The sequence below is a fragment of the Streptomyces sp. SCPE 10 genome (genome assembly GCF_051980735.1).
Lineage (GTDB): Bacteria > Actinomycetota > Actinomycetes > Streptomycetales > Streptomycetaceae > Streptomyces > Streptomyces misionensis.
This window is the reverse complement of sequence record NZ_CP197069.1, coordinates 5,506,607-5,523,067: the sequence shown is the minus strand read 5'-3', so window position 1 is coordinate 5,523,067 and position 16,461 is coordinate 5,506,607. Positions and strand designations below refer to the sequence as shown.

The window sequence follows — 16,461 nt, the reverse complement described above, 5'->3', positions numbered from 1 at the left end:
TGTTCCGGGGCGGCCGACCTCCTTCTCCCGGCCGGCCCCGCCGTCCCCCGGCGGGCCCCGCCCCCTTTCGCGCCGCAGCCGCCTGCCAAGCTGGGCCCTGTGTCGAACCCAGCCCGCCGCGCCCTGCTCCTCGGTGTCCCGGCCGTCCTCTTCGCCCTGATCACCTGGCAGGTCGTCGCGCACGGCCCGCTGCTGCGCGCGGACGCCCGGCTCAGCCGGGCCCTGGTCCGTCCGGACGGGTTCTCCGCGTTCCTCTCCGACCTCGGCAACGTCCAGGTCGCCGTGCCGGTCCTCGCCGCCGCCGTCGGGTACGCGCTGTGGCGGGGGCGCGGAGCGGGTCTCGCGCGCTGGTGGCTGCCGCCGGCCGCCGCGGCCGTGCTGATGGCGCTGCTCCCGGCGGTCGTGGTGCCGCTGAAGGACTGGGCCGCGCGGCCGGGGACCCCCGTGGTGCCCCCGGCCGTCGGCTACTACCCCTCCGGGCACACGGCGACGGCGACCGTCGCCTACGGCTCGGCGACCCTGCTGCTGCTGTCCTGGCTCCGCTCCCGCGCCGCCCGCCGGGCCGTGCTCGCGCTCTGCGCGGTCCTCGTCCTCGGCGTCGGCTACGGCCTCGTCCGCCACGGCTACCACTGGCCGCTGGACGTGCTGGCGAGCTGGTGCCTGAGCGCGGTGCTGCTGACCGCGCTCGCGGCGGTGCCCGGGGTCAGCCGAAGTAGCCGTCGAACGTCTTCTGGAACTCCCAGTTCGAGTAGCGGTCCCAGTTGATCGACCAGGTCATCAGGCCGCGCAGGCCCGGCCAGGTGCCGTGGGTGGTGTACGAGCCGCAGTTCGTCCTCTTCGTCAGGCAGTCCAGGGTCTTGGTGACCTCGGCGGGGGCCACGTAGCCGTTGCCCGCGTTGGTGGAGGCCGGCATGCCGATCGCCACCTGGTCGGGGCGCAGCGGCGGGAAGACGTTGTTCGGGTCGCCGGCCACCGGGAAGCCGGTGAGCAGCATGTCGGTCATGGCGATGTGGAAGTCGGCGCCGCCCATGGAGTGGTACTGGTTGTCCAGGCCCATGATCGGGCCGGAGTTGTAGTCCTGGACGTGCAGCAGGGTGAGGTCGTCGCGCAGGGCGTAGATCACCGGGAGGTAGGCGCCGCAGCGCGGGTCCTGGCCGCCCCACTTGCCGGTGCCGTAGTACTGGTAGCCGTTCTGCACGAAGAAGGTCTCCGGCGCCATGGTCAGCACGAACGAGGAGCCGTACTTGGCCTTCAGGGTCTTCAGCGCGGAGATGAGGTTGACGATCACGGGTGTGGTGGGGTTCTTGAAGTCCGTGTCGTTCGTGTCCAGGGACAGCGAGTGGCCCTCGAAGTCGATGTCGAGGCCGTCCAGCCCATAGGTGTCGATGATCTTCGAGACGGAGGAGACGAAGGCGTCCCGGGCCGCCGTGGTGGTCAGCTGGACCTGGCCGTTCTGGCCGCCGATGGAGATCAGCACCTTCTTGCCGGCCGCCTGCTTGGCCTTGACGGCCGCCTTGAAGTCGGCGTCGCTCTCCGCGTTGGGGCAGTCGGTGACCGGGCAGCGCTTGAACTCGACGTCCCCGGAGGTGGCCGAGGTCGGCTCGGCGAAGGCCAGGTCGATGACGTCCCAGCTGTCGGGGACGTCCGCGAGCCGGGTGTAGCCGGAGCCGTTGGCGAAGCTGGCGTGGAGGTAGCCGACCAGGGCGTGCGCCGGGAGGCCGGCCGAACCGCCGCCCGGCCCGCCGCCCGAGCCGCCCGCGGCCGTCGTCACCGTCACCGCGGCCGATTTCGCGGACTCCCCCGCGGAGTTGAGGGCCGTGACCTGGAAGCTGTACGCGGTCGAGGCGGTGAGGCCGGTGACGGTCGCCGAAGTCCCGCTCGCCGTCTGGACCTTGACCCCGTCGCGGTAGACGGCGTACCCGGTGGCGCCGGACACCGCCGACCAGGACAGGGCGACGGAGGAGGCGGTGACGGAGGAGGCGGTCAGCCCGCCGGGCACGGCGGGGGGCTGCGTGGTGCCGCTGCCGCCGGGGCCGACGAGCGAGATGTCGTCGGCGTTGTAGGCGCCGGTGCCGTACCAACCGTGGGTGTACAGCGTCACCTTGGTGGTGGAGGGACCGGTGGTGAAGGTGGTGGCCAGCTTCTGCCAGTCCGGTGCCGACTGGGTCCAGGCGGAGACGTCGGTGGTGCCGGTGCCGCTCGCGCCGAGGTAGACGTAGGAGCCGCGGACGTAACCGGACAGCGTGTACTGCGCGTTCGGCTGGACGGTCACCGTCTGTGTGCACTGGGCGTTGTCACTGCCCGCCGGTGTGGCCTGGAGCGCGGAACTCCCGCTGTGTACGGGCGAGTTGACGGTGGTGCCGGCCGAGCAGGTCCAGCCGGCCAGGCCGGACTCGAAGCCGCCGTTCTGGACCACGTCCGCGTCGGCCGCGTGGGCGGTCGACGCGAGCGCGGTGAGGCCGGGCACGGCCAGCGCCGTCGCGGTGAGGAGGGCGAGCAGGGGTCTGGTGCGGTCCACGAATGCCTCCGGGCAGGGGGGAGTTGGAGGGTGGAGCGGCACTCAATTTGGTCCAGACCAATCCCGGTGTCAAGGCGTCCGGGCGTCACCCGTCCTCGCCGGTGCCCGTGAACAGCCCGGCCGCCGCCTCGTGCATCGCCAGCTCCAGCAGCGCCGGGTCGGTCAGGGTGCCCGAGCCGTCCGGCGGCACCAGCCAGCGCACCCCGCGGGCCGTACGGCCCGGGTGCGGTACGACGATCCAGGTGCCGGCCCCCGCGGTGCGGACCCCGGTGCCGAGCCAGCGGCCCGCGGTGCCCGGCGGCACGAAGAACCCGACCCGGTTGTCGCCGAAGTCGGCGAGCACCGGGCCGGTCCGGTCGAGCATCCGGGTCAGCACGTCCAGGGTCGGATAGCCCAGGTGGGCCGGCAGGATCAGCACGTCCCAGGCGCGCCCGGCGGGCAGCAGCGCGATCCCGTGCGGGCTGCGCTCCCACTCCCAGCGGCAGGACTCGGGGTCCGGCGCCACGGCCGCCAGCCACTCCACCGCCGTCTTCGTCCCCGTCATCAGCGGGCCTCCCTCTCTCCGGATGGGTGACGCGGTCGCGTCGGAAGGAGAGAGGGAGGCCGCCCGGGAGCATTACGCGACTTCCGAACCCCCGGTAAGTGACATAGGTCACAGTCCTTGGTCATATCGTCCAGGCGTGAGACCGGCGCGCACCGGCTAGCTGTCGAAGCCCAGCCCCAGCCGGTCCATCGTGCGCAGCCACAGGTTCCGCCGGCCGCCATGGGCGTCCGCGCGGGCCAGGGACCACTTGGTGAGGGCGATGCCGGTCCAGGCGAACGGCTCCGGCGGGAACGGCAGCGGCCGCTTGCGCACCATCTCCAGTTCGGTGCGCTCGGTGCGCTCCCCGTCCAGCAGGTCCAGCATCACGTTGGCGCCGAAGCGGGTCGCGCCGACGCCGAGGCCGGTGTAGCCCGCGGCGTACGCCACCTTGTCCTGGTGGGCGGTGCCGAAGAACGCCGAGAAGCGGGAGCAGGTGTCGATCGCACCGCCCCAGGCGTGGGTGAAGCGCAGGCCCTCCAGCTGCGGGAAGCAGGTGAAGAAGTGCCCCGCGAGCTTGGCGTACGTCTCCGGGCGGTCGTCGTACTCCGCCCGCACCCGGCCGCCGTAGTGGTGGACGGCGTCGTAACCGCCCCACAGGATCCGGTTGTCGGCGGACAGCCGGAAGTAGTGGAACTGGTTGGCGCTGTCCCCCAGCCCCTGTCTGCCCCGCCAGCCGACGGCCGACAGCTGTTCGGGGCTCAGCGGCTCGGTCATCAGCGCGTAGTCGTAGACCGGGACGGTGTATGAGCGCACCCGCCGCAGCAGGCTGGGGAAGATGTTGGTGCCGAGCGCCACCTTGCGGGCCCGTACGGCGCCGTAGGGGGTGCGTACGGCCATCCCGGCGCCGTACTGCCTCAGGGTGAGCGCGGGCGTGTGCTCGTACACCCGCACCCCGAGCCGGAGGCACGCGCGTTTCAGGCCCCAGGCGAGCTTCGCCGGGTGCAGCATGGCCACGCCCCGGCGGTCCCACAGACCGGCCTGGAAGGTCGGCGAGTCCACCTCGGCGCGCACGGCGTCGGCGTCCAGGAAGTCGATCCCGTCCGCGAGGCCCCGCTCGCGCAGCTCCCGGTGCCAGTCGCGCAGCTCCCGGGCCTGGTAGGTCTCGGTGGCCACGTCGATCTCGCCGGTGCGCTCGAAGTCGCAGTCGATGCCGTACCGGGCCACGGCCGCCTCGATCTCGTCGAGGTTGCGCCGGCCCAGCTCCTCCAGTGTGTGGATCTCGTCGGGCCAGCGGGTCAGGCCGTTGGGCAGGCCGTGGGTGAGGGAGGCGGCGCAGAAGCCGCCGTTGCGGCCGGAGGCGGCCCAGCCCACCTCGCGGCCTTCCAGCAGGACCACGTCCCGCCGCGGGTCGCGCTCCTTGGCGCACAGCGCGGTCCACAGTCCGCTGTAGCCGCCGCCCACGACCAGCAGGTCGCAGGTCTCGGGGCCGGTCAGGGCGGGCTCGGGCTGCGGCTTCCCGGGGTCTTCCAGCCAGTACGGGACCGGCTGGGCTTCGGAAAGAGAGGCGATCCAGTTGTCTTTGCCACGACTCATGGCGCTTGGGGCCATGATTTCAACTCCCTACAGGGCTTTGCGCTTCTCGGCTTACGCCTTCTGGTGGTTACGGCGGTTCGTGATCAGCATCGACACCAGAACGAACAGCACCGCGAGGAGGAACATCGCCGTGCCGATCACATTGATCTGCACGGGCGTTCCGCGCTGCGCCGAACCCCACACGAACATGGGGAAGGTGACGGTCGAACCGGCGTTGAAATTGGTGATGATGAAATCGTCGAAGGACAGCGCGAAGGACAGCAGCGCGCCCGCGGCGATTCCGGGTGCCGCGATCGGCAGGGTGACCCGCAGGAAGGTCTGCGCGGGACCGGCGTACAGGTCCCGGGCGGCCTCCTCCAGACGCGGGTCCATCGACATCACACGCGCCTTGACCGCGGTGACGACGAAGCTGAGACAGAACATGATGTGCGCGATCAGGATCGTCCAGAAGCCCAGCTGCGCACCCAGGTTGAGGAAGAGGGTGAGCAGCGAGGCGGCCATGACGACCTCGGGCATCGCCATCGGCAGGAAGATCAGCGAGTTGATGGCGCCGCGGGCGCGGAAGCGGTAGCGGACCAGCGCGAAGGCGATCATCGTGCCGAGGACGGTGGCGCCGAGCGTCGCCCAGACGGCGATCTGGAGGCTGATGGACAGCGAGCCGCACAGGTCGGCGACGCCGCACGGCTGTTTCCAGGCGTCCAGGGAGAACCGCTGCCACTGGTAGTTGAAGCGCCCCTTCGGTTTGTTGAAGGAGAACACCGTGACGACGACGTTCGGCAGCAGCAGGTAGGCGAGGGTGAACAGTCCCGCGATGACGACGAGATGCCGCTTGAGCCAGTTGACGACGGGCATTTAGACCAGGTCCTCCGTCCCGGACCGGCGGATGTAGATGGTCACCATGGCCAGGATCGCGGCCATGAGGATGAAGGAGAGGGCCGCGGCCGTCGGATAGTCCAGGATGCGCAGGAACTGCGTCTGGATCACATTGCCGATCATGCGGGTGTCGGTGGAGCCGAGGAGTTCGGAGTTGACGTAGTCACCGGCCGCCGGGATGAACGTGAGCAGCGTGCCGGAGACCACGCCCGGCATCGACAGCGGGAAGGTCACCTTGCGGAAGGTGGTCCACGGCTTGGCGTACAGGTCGCCGGCCGCCTCGTGCAGCCGTCCGTCGATCCGCTCCAGCGAGGTGTACAGCGGCAGGATCATGAACGGCAGGAAGTTGTACGTCAGTCCGCACACCACCGCGAGCGGGGTGGCCAGCACCCGGTCGCCGGCCGTCCAGCCGAGCCAGTTGGTGAGGTCCAGGACGTGCAGCGAGTTCAGCGCGTGCACGATCGGGCCGTTGTCCGCGAGGATCGTCTTCCAGGCCAGGGTGCGGATCAGGAAGCTGGTGAAGAACGGCGCGATCACCAGGATCATGATCAGGTTGCGCCAGCGGCCCGCGCGGAACGCGATCAGATAGGCCAGGGGGTAGCCGAGCAGCAGGCACAGCACGGTGGCGCCGGCCGCGTAGCACAGGGAGCGCAGGAACTGCGGCCAGTACTCGGACAGGGCGTCCCAGTAGGTCGCGAAGTGCCAGGTGACCTTGTAGCCCTCCTCCAGGGAGCCCGTCTGCACGGACGTGGAGGCCTGGTAGACCAGGGGCAGTGCGAAGAAGACGATCAGCCACAGGATGCCGGGCAGCAGCAGCCAGTACGGCGTGAACCGGCCGCGTTTGCGGGGGGCCTTGACCTCCGGTTCGGCGGGGGCGAGCGGCGGGGGCGCCTCGGTGAGCGTCGGCATCAGGCGGCGACCTCTTCCTCGGTGCCCGCGTCGATGGCCTGGGTCGCGTCGAGGCCGAAGGTGTGCGCGGGGCTCCAGTGCAGGACGACGTCCGCACCGGGAACCAGCCGGGCGTCCCGCTCGACGTTCTGGACGTAGACCGAGAGTCCGGCGCAGGCCGGGCTGTCGATGACGTACTGGGTGGAGACGCCGATGAAGCTGGCGTCGGCGATCTTCCCGGTGAGGCGGTTGCGGCCCTGCGGGACGGCGCCCGCGTCGTCGGCGTGGGCGAGCGCGATCTTCTCGGGGCGGATGCCGACCAGCACCTTGCCGCCGGCCGGGGCGGGGGCGCTGCACCGCGCGGCGGGCAGCACCAGCTTGTCGCCGCCGGCCCTGACCACGACGTCCTCGCCGTCCTTGGTGTCGACCTCGGCCTCGATCAGGTTGGAGGTGCCGAGGAAGTTGGCGACGAAGGTGGTCCTCGGGTTCTCGTACAGGTCGGTGGGCGCGCCCAGTTGCTCGACGCGGCCGCCGTTCATCACCGCGACCGTGTCGGCCATGGTCATGGCCTCCTCCTGGTCGTGCGTGACATGGATGAAGGTGATGCCGACCTCGGTCTGGATGCGCTTGAGCTCCAGCTGCATCTGGCGGCGCAGCTTCAGGTCGAGGGCGCCGAGCGGCTCGTCGAGCAGCAGCACCTTGGGGTGGTTGATCAGCGCGCGGGCGACGGCGACGCGCTGCTGCTGGCCGCCGGAGAGCTGGTGCGGCTTCTTGCGCGCCTGCTCGCCGAGCTGGACCAGCTCCAGCATGTCCTCCACCTGCTTCTTGACGCTCTTGACGCCGCGCCGGCGCAGCCCGAAGGCGACGTTCTCGAAGATGTCGAGGTGCGGGAAGAGCGCGTAGGACTGGAAGACCGTGTTGACCGGCCGTTTGTACGGCGGCAGGTGGGTGACGTCCTGGTCGCCGAGGTGCACGGTGCCGCTCGTCGGCTGCTCCAGGCCCGCGATCATGCGCAGGGTGGTGGTCTTGCCGCAGCCGGACGCGCCGAGCAGGGCGAAGAAGGAGCCCTGGGGAACGGTCAGGTCCAGCGGGTGTACGGCGGTGAAGGCGCCGTAGGTCTTGCCGATACCGCAGAGGCGGACGTCGCCGCTGTTGTCTGTCGTCATCGTGGTCGTCACGCCCCTGTGAGCTTCGAGAACTTCTGCTGGTAGGCGGTCTCTTCCTTCTGCGTCAGGGCGCGGAAGGCATGGGACTTCGCCTGCATCGCCTTGTCGGGCACGATCAGCGGATTGGTCGCGGCCGACTTGTCGATCCTGGAGAGATAGGGAACCACTCCCGCGACGGGGCTCACGTAGTTGACGTAGGCGGCGAGTTCGGCGGCGGGCCCGGGCTCGTAGTAGTAGTCGATGAGCCGCTCGGCGTTCGTCTTGTGGCGGGCCTTGTTCGGGACCATCAGGTTGTCGGTCGACGTCATGTAGCCGCTGTCCGGGATGACGTAGTCGACGTCCGGGTTGTCCGCCTGGAGCTGGACGATGTCGCCGCCCCAGGCGACACAGGCGGCGATGTCGCCCTTGGCCAGGTCGGACGTGTAGTCGTTGCCGGTGAAGCGGCGGATCTGGCCCTTGTCGACGGCCTTCTGGACGCGGGCGATGGCCGCGTCGTAGTCGTCGTCGGTGAACTTGGCCGGGTCCTTGCCCATGTCGAGCAGCACCATGCCGATGGTGTCGCGCATCTCGGTCAGCATGCCGACGCGGCCCTTGAGCCTGGGGTTGTCGAGCAGGTCGGAGACCGACTTCACCTCGATGCCGCCGAGGGCCTTCTTGTTGAAGGCGACGACGGTGGAGATGCCCTGCCAGGGGTAGGAGTAGGCGCGGCCGGGGTCCCAGTCGGGGTCGCGGAACTGGTCCGACAGGTTGGCGAAGGCGTGCGGCAGGTTGGCCGCGTCGAGTTTCTGGACGTACCCGAGCCGGATCATGCGGGCGGCGAGCCAGTCGGTGAGCACGACGAGGTCGCGGCCGGTGTCCTGGCCGGCGGCGAGTTCCGGCTGGATCTTGCCGAAGAACTCGTCGTTGTCGTTGATGTCCTCGGTGTACTTGACCTGGATGCCGGACCGCTTGGCGAACGCGTCGAGCGTGGGGTGGCGCTTGCCCTTGCCGTCCACGTCGATGTACTCGGGCCAGTTGGAGAAGTCGACGACCTTCTCGTCGGCCGAGTGGTCGTCGGCGGACACGCCGCCCTGGTTCTTGGTCGCGGCGGGGATGCCGCAGGCGCTCAGGGTCCCGAGTCCGCCGATCGCGAGCGCGCCCCCGGCGGAGGCGCGCAGCAGCGAACGGCGGGTCAGCGCGGCCCTGCCGCTGCGGAAACTACGGCGTATGGCGGCCCGTTCGACCGCGGTCAGGCGGTCGGGCTCGTAACTCTCCATGCGCGTGGTGGCCTTTCGGAGGGGAGGGGGTACCCGGCGACGAGCGGGCCGCGGGTGGGGGAGGTGCCGCGGCCGAGGGGGGTGGCGGCTCCTACCGGTCGCCGAAGATCGTGCGGTGCCAGTCCTTGCGGGCCACCGCCGTATTGTCGAACATTACGTGCTTGACCTGCGTGTATTCCTCGAAGGAGTACATCGACATGTCCTTGCCGAAGCCGGACGCCTTGTAGCCTCCGTGCGGCATCTCGCTGATGATCGGGATGTGATCGTTGATCCAGACGCAGCCCGCCTTGATGTCGCGGGTGGCGCGGTTGGCCCGGTAGACGCTGCCGGTCCAGGTGGAGGCGGCGAGACCGTAGGGGGTGTCGTTGGCCAGCCGGATGCCCTCGTCGTCGCTGTCGAAGGGCAGGACGACGAGGACCGGGCCGAAGATCTCGGACTGGACGACCTCGCTGTCCTGGGGGGCGTCGGCGATCAGGGTGGGCCGGTAGTAGGCGCCCTTCGCCAGGTCGCCGCCGGGGGCCTCGCCGCCGGTCACCACGCGGGCGTAGGCGCGGGCGCGGTCCACGAAGCCGGCGACCCGGTCGCGCTGAGCGTGCGAGACGAGGGGGCCGAGGTCGGTGCCGGGGGCGAACGGGTCGCCGAGCCGCACGGTCTCCATCAGGGCGGCGGTGCGCGCGACGAACTCCTCGTACAGCGGCCGCTGTACGTAGGCGCGGGTGGCGGCGGTGCAGTCCTGGCCGGTGTTGATGAGCGCGCCGGCGACGGCGCCGTGGACGGCGGCCTCCAGGTCGGCGTCGTCGAAGACGACGAACGGGGCCTTGCCGCCCAGTTCCAGGTGGAGCCGCTTGACGGTCGCGGTGGCGACCTCGGCGACGCGCTTGCCCACGCCGGTGGACCCGGTGAAGGAGGTCATCGCCACGTCGGGGTGGCCGACCAGGTGCTCGCCGGCCTCCCGGCCGGTGCCGGTGACGATGTTGATCACACCGTCCGGCAGGCCCGCGTCGGTGGCGGCGCGGGCGAACAGCAGGGAGGTCAGCGGGGTCGGCTCGGCGGGCTTCAGCACGATGGTGTTGCCCGCCGCGATCGCCGGGAGCACCTTCCAGGCGGCCATCTGGAGCGGGTAGTTCCAGGGCGCGATGGACCCGACGACGCCGATCGGCTCGCGCCGGACGTACGACGTGTGGTCGCCGGAGTACTCGCCGGCCGACTGCCCCTGGAGGTGCCGGGCGGCACCGGCGAAGAAGGCGGTGTTGTCGACGGTCCCCGGGACGTCGAACTCGCGGCTGAGCTTCAGCGGCTTCCCGCACTGGAGTGACTCCGCGCGGGCGAACTCCTCGGCCCGGTCGGCGAGCACGGCGGCGAAGCGGTGCAGGGCGTCCGAGCGCTCGCCCGGGGTGGCCGAGGCCCAGCCGGGGAAGGCCGCGCGCGCGGCGGCGACGGCCGCGTCGACGTCGTCGGTGCCGGCCAGGTCGTAGGTGAGCACCTCGGTGCCGGTGGCCGGGTCGACCACGGCGTGGGTGCGGCCCGAAGTGCCCCTGGTCAGGCGGCCGGCGATGAACTGCGCGCCGTCGGCGAAACGGTCCTCGGCGGGAAATCGTTCCTGGGTGGCGGTGCCGGGGTTGTGCATGTCGCTCTCCTCCGCCCTGCACCCCGGACAAGGGGTGGGTGGCGTAGCTCCAGCTCGATTTGAGTGCCGATCCTGACAGAGCCATTAGCCTCCAACAAGTGATTCCGTTGTTGCCTTTTGGTTACGCGACGGAATCTGTCGACCAGGTGTCGAGTCGGGTGTGGAAAAGGCGGACGGTGTGTCAGTGGTGCGTGCCAGACTCGCGTGCATGGGGAAGATCGACGGGCTGGAAGCCCTGGTCAGCGAGGTCCGTACGGGGTCCCGCGTGAAGTACCTGCACTTCTGGGGCCACCGTCCCCGACCGGATGGCACCATCGGCGCAAGCTGTCTCAGCCAGTGGTGGCCGTCGCCGTTCGTGGTGGGCGCACAGCGCTATGCGACGGCCGAGCACTGGATGATGGCGGGCAAGGCCCGGCTGTTCGGCGACGAGCGGGCGGAGGAGCGGGTGCTCTCCGCGGCCCATCCCGCCGAGGCCAAGAAGGCGGGCCGCCTGGTCCGCGACTTCGACGAGGCGATATGGGAGCGGGAGCGCTTCCGCATCGTGGTCGAGGGCAGCGTCCACAAATTCGCCTCCGACGACACCCTGCGCGCCTTCCTGCTGGGCACGGGCGACCGCGTCCTGGTCGAGGCGAGCCCGCTGGACCGGGTGTGGGGTATCGGCCTGGCGGCGACCGACGAGGCGGCGTCGGACCCGGAACACTGGCGCGGCCTGAACCTGCTGGGCTTCGCGCTGATGGAGGCCCGAGCGGAACTGGCCGGGCGGTAGGGCCGGGGCCTGGGGCCCGGGGGCTCCGGGGGCGGGCCCGGCCGGCCGGTCCGGTCCGCGATGCCGCGCCGGTCCGCGTGCTCGGGGCCGTACCCGACCGGCCGCCGGCGGGCCGGTGGCCCAGCGGGGCCGGGCGACCGGGGTGGGGCTCGGCGGCGCCGAGCCCGCAGGTCAGCGTCCCGTCGCCACCGTGGCCGTGAGGGAGTGGGCCGAGCCGTAGTAGGGGTCGGAGCTCGACGAGTCCTCGTTGAAGGCGCTGATGCCGATCACCAGCAGCAGCACGATCACGGCGACGCCGACGACGATGCCGATGACACCCATGATCAGGCCCGCCTGGGCCTGCCCGTGGTTGGTGGCCTCGCCGCGCTCGGCCCGTCGGCGGCCCTTGATGCCGAAGACCACCGCGAGGATGCCCAGCACCAGGGAGACGACGCCGTACAGGCAGAACAGGCAGATCGACAGGATGCCGAGCACCATCGCCGCGGTGCCCATGCCGTTCTGCGGGGCCATGGGCATGCCGGTCCAGCCGTAGCTCCCCGCCGGGTAGCCGGGGTAGCCGTACCCGCCGGGAGCGGGAGCCGGGGGCAGGCCGGGGCCGGTCGGCGCGATCGGCGGGGGCGGCACCGGCTCGCCCGCGCCGGGGACCGGGGCGCCGAACGCGGGCGGCGGCGGGGTGGGCGCGCCGAAGCCCTGGCCGGGCGGGGCGAAGTTCGGCTGCGCGTGACCGCCGGTCGGCAGGTCGGTCACGGTGGCCTGATCGTGCACGGAGGGCGGCTGCGCCGGGGCCGGTGCGGGGGGCTGGTGCTTCTCCAGCGACGGCCGCTGCTCGGGCGGCGCCCACGGGTCGTGGCCGCCTCCGGCCGCCCCACTGGACTGCGTTCCGTCTGTCACGCGCACTTCCCCCTCGGTCGTTCGTCCCGCCATGCTAAGGCCTCCCCGGCCCGCCCGGACCGGCCGGTCCCACCGCGGACGACCCCTTGCGGCACTGGTCCGCCGCCCCACGCCCACCGCCCCGGCCCGTGGCCCCGCTGCTGCCCCACCGCGCCCGCACCGTCGCACGGACCGCACCGTCCCGCCATCCCCCGTCACCGCCCCCGCCCTCGCCCTCGCCCTCGCCCTCGCCCGGGACCCGTGCCCCACCGCCGCCCCTCCCCCGGCCTACGATGTCCTTCGACGATCAGCCGATCACCCGCGCCGCGCCCCTGAGGGCCCGCCGGCGCCCTGCTCGGGGAGGACCCCTTGACCGACAGTTCCGTACCCGCCGCCGGCACGGCCGACCGCGACCTGCGGGCCTTCATCGCCGGACTGCCCAAGGCCGAACTGCACGTCCACCACGTGGGCTCCGCCTCCCCCCGCATCGTCTCGGAGCTGGCCGCCCGCCACCGGGACTCCAAGGTGCCCGCCGACCCCGAGGCGCTGGCCGAGTACTTCACCTTCACCGACTTCGCGCACTTCATCGAGGTGTACCTGTCGGTGGTGGACCTGATCCGCACGCCGGAGGACGTCCGGCTGCTCACCTACGAGGTGGCCCGCGACCTGGCCCGCCAGCAGGTGCGCTACGCCGAGCTGACGATCACGCCGTACTCCTCCACCCGGCGCGGCATAGACGAGCGGGCCTTCATGGCCGCGATCGAGGACGCCCGCAAGGCCGCCGAGGCCGACTTCGGCACCGCGCTGCGCTGGTGCTTCGACATCCCCGGGGAGGCCGGTCTGGAGTCCGCCGAGGAGACCGCCCGGCTCGCCACCGACGACCGGATCCGCCCGGAGGGGCTGGTGTCGTTCGGGCTGGGCGGCCCCGAGATCGGCGTGCCCCGCCCGCAGTTCAAGCCGTACTTCGACCGGGCCATCGCCGCCGGTCTGCACTCCGTGCCGCACGCCGGCGAGACCACCGGGCCGCAGACGGTGTGGGACGCGCTGGTCGAGCTGCGTGCCGAGCGCATCGGGCACGGCACCAGCTCCGCGCAGGACCCGGCGCTGCTCGCGCACCTCGCCGAGCGGCGCGTCCCGCTGGAGGTCTGCCCGACCTCCAACATCGCCACGCGCGCGGTCCGCAGCCTGGACGAGCACCCGATCAAGGAGTTCGCGAAGGCGGGCGTGCTGATCACGATCAACTCCGACGACCCGCCGATGTTCGGCACCGACCTCAACAACGAGTACGCGGTGGCCGCCCGCCTCCTCGACCTGGACGAGCGCGGCCTCGCGGACCTCGCCAGGAACGCCGTGGAGGCGTCCTTCCTGGACCCGGCGGGCAAGGCGCGGATCGGGACGGAGATCGACACGTACACCTCGCGTTGGCTCGCCGGCTGAGGCGCACCACAATGGGGGCCATGCACAACGTGACCGCCGTGGCCCACCGCGGCGACCCCTACCGCTTCCGCGAGAACACCGTCGACTCGCTGCGTTCCGCGCTCGACCGGGGCGCGGACGTGGTCGAGATCGACGTACGGCTCACCCGTGACGGCGTGCCCGTGCTACTGCACGACGACACCCTGGAGCGGCTGTGGGAGCTGGACCGGCCGCTGAGCGCGCTGTCCGCCGAGGAACTGCGCGGCCTCACCGGCGGCCGGGTGCCGACGCTGGCGCAGGCGCTGGCCGCGACCGGTGACAGCCGCGTGATGGTGGACCTGTGCGGGCGGGTCACCCGGCGGACGATGGACCGGATCCTGGACGTGGTCCGGCAGAGCGGGGCCGGGGAGCGGGTGTACTACAGCGCGGGCGCCGAGACCATGCTCACCGTCCGCGCCGCCGACCCGGCCGCCGAGATCGCCCTGACCTGGACGACGCTGGCCCCGCCCCGGCCCGCGCTGCTGGCCGCGATCCGCCCGCGCTGGCTCAACTACCGCTTCTCCCTGGTGGACCGGGACCTGGTCGCCCGCGTCCACCGGGACGGGCAGCTCGTCTCCGTCTGGACCCCGGACACCCGGCGCGCCCTCTCCCGGCTGCTGGACCAGGGCGTGGACTCGATCACCACCAACCGCATCGACGTCCTGCACGGCCTGCGTTCCGCCCCCCGCGAACTCCCGCGGCAGACCCGGCGGTAGATCCCCCGGGAGCCCCGGCGGCGGCTCCCCGGTGCGTGGGTCCGGCGGTCGGGCGACGCACCAGGACGTCTTCGCGGCCCTCACCCGGCCGTACCGGCGCGCGGCGGACCCGTCCCCGCCGGGGCGGCCACCCGCCGTGCCGGAGGCGGGCGGGGACGCCCCCATCACCGGTAGCTGTATCCGCCGAACGCGGGCAGACGGAAGGGGTACGGCCGGTCGCCGAAGGAGGAGACAGTGGAAGACGGGTCCTCGTTGAAGGCTGTGGGATGGGCACGCACCCTGCCCGTGAGCAGCGGGGTGAAAGCGGCCAGGGACTGGACACGGGCGCATCTGGAGACGCTCGGCTGGACGCGGACGGCGCCGGAGCTGGTGGATTCGGTACTGCTGACCGTCTCCGAACTCGTCACCAACGCCCATGTGCACGCGCGCAGCACGGCGCAGCTGATCCTCACCTGGGACGATGGCTGCCTCCATGTGACCGTGCACGACGCCGACTCCAGGCTGCCCGAGCAACGGCGTCCCGACTCCGGCGCCCCGGGAGGACGCGGGCTGCTGCTGGTCGACGCCCTCGCCCACGAGTGGGAGGTCCACCGCTGCCCCCGCGGCAAGGACATCGTCGCCTGCTTCCGGCCGCCCGCGGCCGCCCTCGACGCGTGACGGGCCACCGAGCCCCAGCGACCCCGGCCAGGAGGAATCCCGCGTGACCATCCCCATACGCCCAGGGCGGCGCGGCCGCGACGACCGGCGCTTCGACCTGCGCGCGACCGCCCTGTTCTTCCTGCTGCTGGCGGTCGCCCTGTGCGTGCTCGGCTTCGTCGTGCGCACCGCGGCGGCGGCCGCGCGGCACCGTCCGTCGTGGGTGGTCGCGTTGGTGATGCTGGGGGTCGCGGTCGCGCTGCTGTCCCGGTCCAGGTGGCGCCGCTGGTCCGCCGCGCGAGGCGCGCGCCGGGCCGCGCGGGCGCTGGAGGAGGCGGCGGAGGAGGCCGCCGACAGCCTGGGCGGCGGGCCGGCGGTCTTCGAGGGCGGCCGGCCCGCGGGGCCGTCCGCGGGCAACGTCCACCCGGAGGTGGCGGCGACCGTGCCCGTCGCCGCCGCTCCCCCGGACGAGGAGATCACCGAACCCCTCGTCGTTCCCGGCCCGTTGGCCGACTACGCCGAGCTGGACCCCGACGGTTTCGAGCAAGCGGTGGCCGAGCTGTGCGTCCGCGACGACTGCCGGTCCGTGGAAGTGGTCGGCGGCGCGGGCGACTTGGGGGCGGACGTCATCGCGCACACGGCGGACGGTCTGCGCGTGGTCATCCAGTGCAAGCTGTACGGCGAGGCCCACAAGGTCGGTTCGCAGGACATGCAGCGGTTCGGCGGGACCTGCTTCACCATCCACGAGGCCGATGTCGCGGCGCTCGTCACCACGAGCGACTTCACCGCGCCCGCCCTCGAGTACGCGGCCGAGTGCGGCATCGTCTGCGTGGACGGCCGGGACCTGGAGGCGTGGCGTCAGGGCACGGGACCGAGTCCGTGGCAGCTCGCGCGGGCGGAGCCCTGAGCGCGGTCCCGCGGCGCCGGGTCAGGTGCGAGCGGGCGCGAGGGCGGCGGCCTCGGTGCCGGTCAGCGCCGCCAGCCGCTTGATCTTCCGGCGTACGACGTACAGCGGGACGACCCCGAGGACGCCGAACGACATGTCGATCAGGGACCACCAGAACGGGATGCCCCGGACCGGACCGCAGACGAGGGCGAGCGGGATGATGCCGGCGCAGGCGATCATCCCGAACTCGATCACCCAGATGTTGCGCACCGGGTCGCGGTACGGGCCGTAGAAGGCGACTGCGATGACGAGATGGGCGAACGCCAGCCAGTCGGTGCCGTAGAGCACGAACGGGTACTTCTCGTCCACCGCGTCGAGCCCGCCGCGCACCCGTCCGATCCACTCCATCAGCCCCGGCAGCCGGTCCGGCACCGCCAGCGCCCGCAACCCGCTTTCGGTCCAGCGCAGTTCGTGCACCAGCGGAAAGGCCGTGGCCCCGCTCAGCACCAGGCACACCACGAAGAAGACCAGCCAGCCACGAATGCCCCTCAGCAGGGCGGCTCTGTCGCTCATGCACAGAGCGTACGCGAAATTGAACGCGTTCAAAAGCCTCGTCAATAGCGAGTCCCCGACGTACATCCCTGTACATTTCGGACCACCGTTTCGAGAGGTGACCGGCAGACGGGGC

Annotated in this window: 15 protein-coding genes and 1 pseudogene; 6 read left to right on the top strand and 10 right to left on the bottom strand. The window is 71.8% G+C overall.

The annotated features are described in order from the left end of the window. Positions 1-90 precede the first annotated feature (90 nt). A complete protein-coding gene (locus ACSP97_RS25695) occupies positions 91-765 on the top strand; it encodes a phosphatase PAP2 family protein (protein WP_440558477.1) in 675 nt (224 codons plus the stop codon). Here the strand turns inward: ACSP97_RS25695 and ACSP97_RS25690 are convergent. The 8 genes from ACSP97_RS25690 to ACSP97_RS25655 all read right to left on the bottom strand — a co-directional run bounded on the left by ACSP97_RS25690 (position 704) and on the right by ACSP97_RS25655 (position 10,444). Further along, positions 704-2,518: a chitinase gene (locus ACSP97_RS25690; protein ID WP_440554436.1), complete on the bottom strand. Its 1,815-nt coding sequence runs from the start codon at positions 2,516-2,518 to the stop codon at positions 704-706. The genes ACSP97_RS25695 and ACSP97_RS25690 overlap by 62 nt on opposite strands. Positions 2,519-2,603: 85 nt before the next feature. After that, positions 2,604-3,062: a hypothetical protein gene (locus tag ACSP97_RS25685; protein ID WP_440554434.1), complete on the bottom strand. Its 459-nt coding sequence runs from the start codon at positions 3,060-3,062 to the stop codon at positions 2,604-2,606. A gap of 156 nt (positions 3,063-3,218) precedes the next feature. Continuing rightward, on the bottom strand, positions 3,219-4,649 hold the full coding sequence (locus tag ACSP97_RS25680) for an NAD(P)/FAD-dependent oxidoreductase (protein WP_355152362.1): 1,431 nt from the start codon (positions 4,647-4,649) through the stop codon (positions 3,219-3,221). Between the two features lie 36 nt (positions 4,650-4,685). Beyond that, on the bottom strand, positions 4,686-5,486 hold the full coding sequence (locus ACSP97_RS25675) for an ABC transporter permease (protein WP_355152361.1): 801 nt from the start codon (positions 5,484-5,486) through the stop codon (positions 4,686-4,688). After that, on the bottom strand, positions 5,487-6,416 hold the full coding sequence (locus ACSP97_RS25670; protein ID WP_355325233.1) for an ABC transporter permease: 930 nt from the start codon (positions 6,414-6,416) through the stop codon (positions 5,487-5,489). It lies immediately after the preceding gene. Then, a complete protein-coding gene (locus tag ACSP97_RS25665) occupies positions 6,416-7,561 on the bottom strand; it encodes an ABC transporter ATP-binding protein (protein WP_355528960.1) in 1,146 nt (381 codons plus the stop codon). Before ACSP97_RS25665 ends, ACSP97_RS25670 begins: the two co-directional genes overlap by 1 nt. Positions 7,562-7,569: 8 nt before the next feature. After that, positions 7,570-8,817: a polyamine ABC transporter substrate-binding protein gene (locus ACSP97_RS25660; protein ID WP_355152359.1), complete on the bottom strand. Its 1,248-nt coding sequence runs from the start codon at positions 8,815-8,817 to the stop codon at positions 7,570-7,572. Positions 8,818-8,908: 91 nt separating this feature from the next. Then, positions 8,909-10,444, bottom strand: coding sequence for a gamma-aminobutyraldehyde dehydrogenase (locus tag ACSP97_RS25655; protein ID WP_391869601.1), 1,536 nt, complete (start codon positions 10,442-10,444; stop codon positions 8,909-8,911). A 208-nt stretch (positions 10,445-10,652) separates the two neighbouring features. Here ACSP97_RS25655 and ACSP97_RS25650 point away from each other — a divergent pair, with 208 nt between their 5' ends. Continuing rightward, complete coding sequence (locus ACSP97_RS25650) at positions 10,653-11,210, top strand: NADAR family protein (protein ID WP_355152357.1); 558 nt, start codon at positions 10,653-10,655, stop codon at positions 11,208-11,210. Between the two features lie 171 nt (positions 11,211-11,381). On the opposite strand, the gene ACSP97_RS25645 is transcribed toward ACSP97_RS25650, so the two are convergent. After that, positions 11,382-12,101, bottom strand: coding sequence for a DUF4190 domain-containing protein (locus ACSP97_RS25645; RefSeq protein WP_440554427.1), 720 nt, complete (start codon positions 12,099-12,101; stop codon positions 11,382-11,384). 272 nt (positions 12,102-12,373) lie between these two features. Here ACSP97_RS25645 and ACSP97_RS25640 point away from each other — a divergent pair. The 4 genes and pseudogenes from ACSP97_RS25640 (at position 12,374) to ACSP97_RS25625 (ending at position 15,794) form a co-directional block, all read left to right on the top strand. Continuing rightward, a pseudogene (locus ACSP97_RS25640) lies at positions 12,374-13,517 on the top strand (adenosine deaminase). A 20-nt stretch (positions 13,518-13,537) separates the two neighbouring features. Next, positions 13,538-14,251 carry a glycerophosphodiester phosphodiesterase gene (locus ACSP97_RS25635; RefSeq protein WP_355152355.1) on the top strand — a complete coding sequence of 238 codons (714 nt, stop codon included), beginning with the start codon at positions 13,538-13,540 and terminating at the stop codon, positions 14,249-14,251. 234 nt (positions 14,252-14,485) lie between these two features. Continuing rightward, positions 14,486-14,908, top strand: a complete 423-nt coding sequence (locus ACSP97_RS25630; RefSeq protein ID WP_355325248.1) for an ATP-binding protein — start codon at positions 14,486-14,488, stop codon at positions 14,906-14,908. Positions 14,909-14,951: 43 nt separating this feature from the next. Next, complete coding sequence (locus tag ACSP97_RS25625) at positions 14,952-15,794, top strand: restriction endonuclease (RefSeq protein WP_355152353.1); 843 nt, start codon at positions 14,952-14,954, stop codon at positions 15,792-15,794. Positions 15,795-15,815: 21 nt separating this feature from the next. Here ACSP97_RS25625 and ACSP97_RS25620 read toward each other — a convergent pair whose 3' ends face one another. Continuing rightward, the gene (locus ACSP97_RS25620) at positions 15,816-16,346 is read right to left on the bottom strand and encodes a hypothetical protein (protein WP_440554425.1); all 531 of its coding nucleotides are present in this window, start codon (positions 16,344-16,346) and stop codon (positions 15,816-15,818) included. Positions 16,347-16,461: the final 115 nt, after the last annotated feature.

Coding starts and splice junctions, on each gene's coding strand:
- ACSP97_RS25650 (WP_355152357.1), top strand. CDS start 10,653: ATGGGGAAGATCGACGGGCTGGAAGCCCTGGTCAGCGAGGTCCGTACG.
- ACSP97_RS25660 (WP_355152359.1), bottom strand. CDS start 8,817: ATGGAGAGTTACGAGCCCGACCGCCTGACCGCGGTCGAACGGGCCGCC.
- ACSP97_RS25680 (WP_355152362.1), bottom strand. CDS start 4,649: ATGGCCCCAAGCGCCATGAGTCGTGGCAAAGACAACTGGATCGCCTCT.
- ACSP97_RS25685 (WP_440554434.1), bottom strand. CDS start 3,062: ATGACGGGGACGAAGACGGCGGTGGAGTGGCTGGCGGCCGTGGCGCCG.
- ACSP97_RS25675 (WP_355152361.1), bottom strand. CDS start 5,486: ATGCCCGTCGTCAACTGGCTCAAGCGGCATCTCGTCGTCATCGCGGGA.
- ACSP97_RS25665 (WP_355528960.1), bottom strand. CDS start 7,561: ATGACGACAGACAACAGCGGCGACGTCCGCCTCTGCGGTATCGGCAAG.
- ACSP97_RS25670 (WP_355325233.1), bottom strand. CDS start 6,416: ATGCCGACGCTCACCGAGGCGCCCCCGCCGCTCGCCCCCGCCGAACCG.
- ACSP97_RS25635 (WP_355152355.1), top strand. CDS start 13,538: ATGCACAACGTGACCGCCGTGGCCCACCGCGGCGACCCCTACCGCTTC.
- ACSP97_RS25655 (WP_391869601.1), bottom strand. CDS start 10,444: ATGCACAACCCCGGCACCGCCACCCAGGAACGATTTCCCGCCGAGGAC.
- ACSP97_RS25620 (WP_440554425.1), bottom strand. CDS start 16,346: ATGAGCGACAGAGCCGCCCTGCTGAGGGGCATTCGTGGCTGGCTGGTC.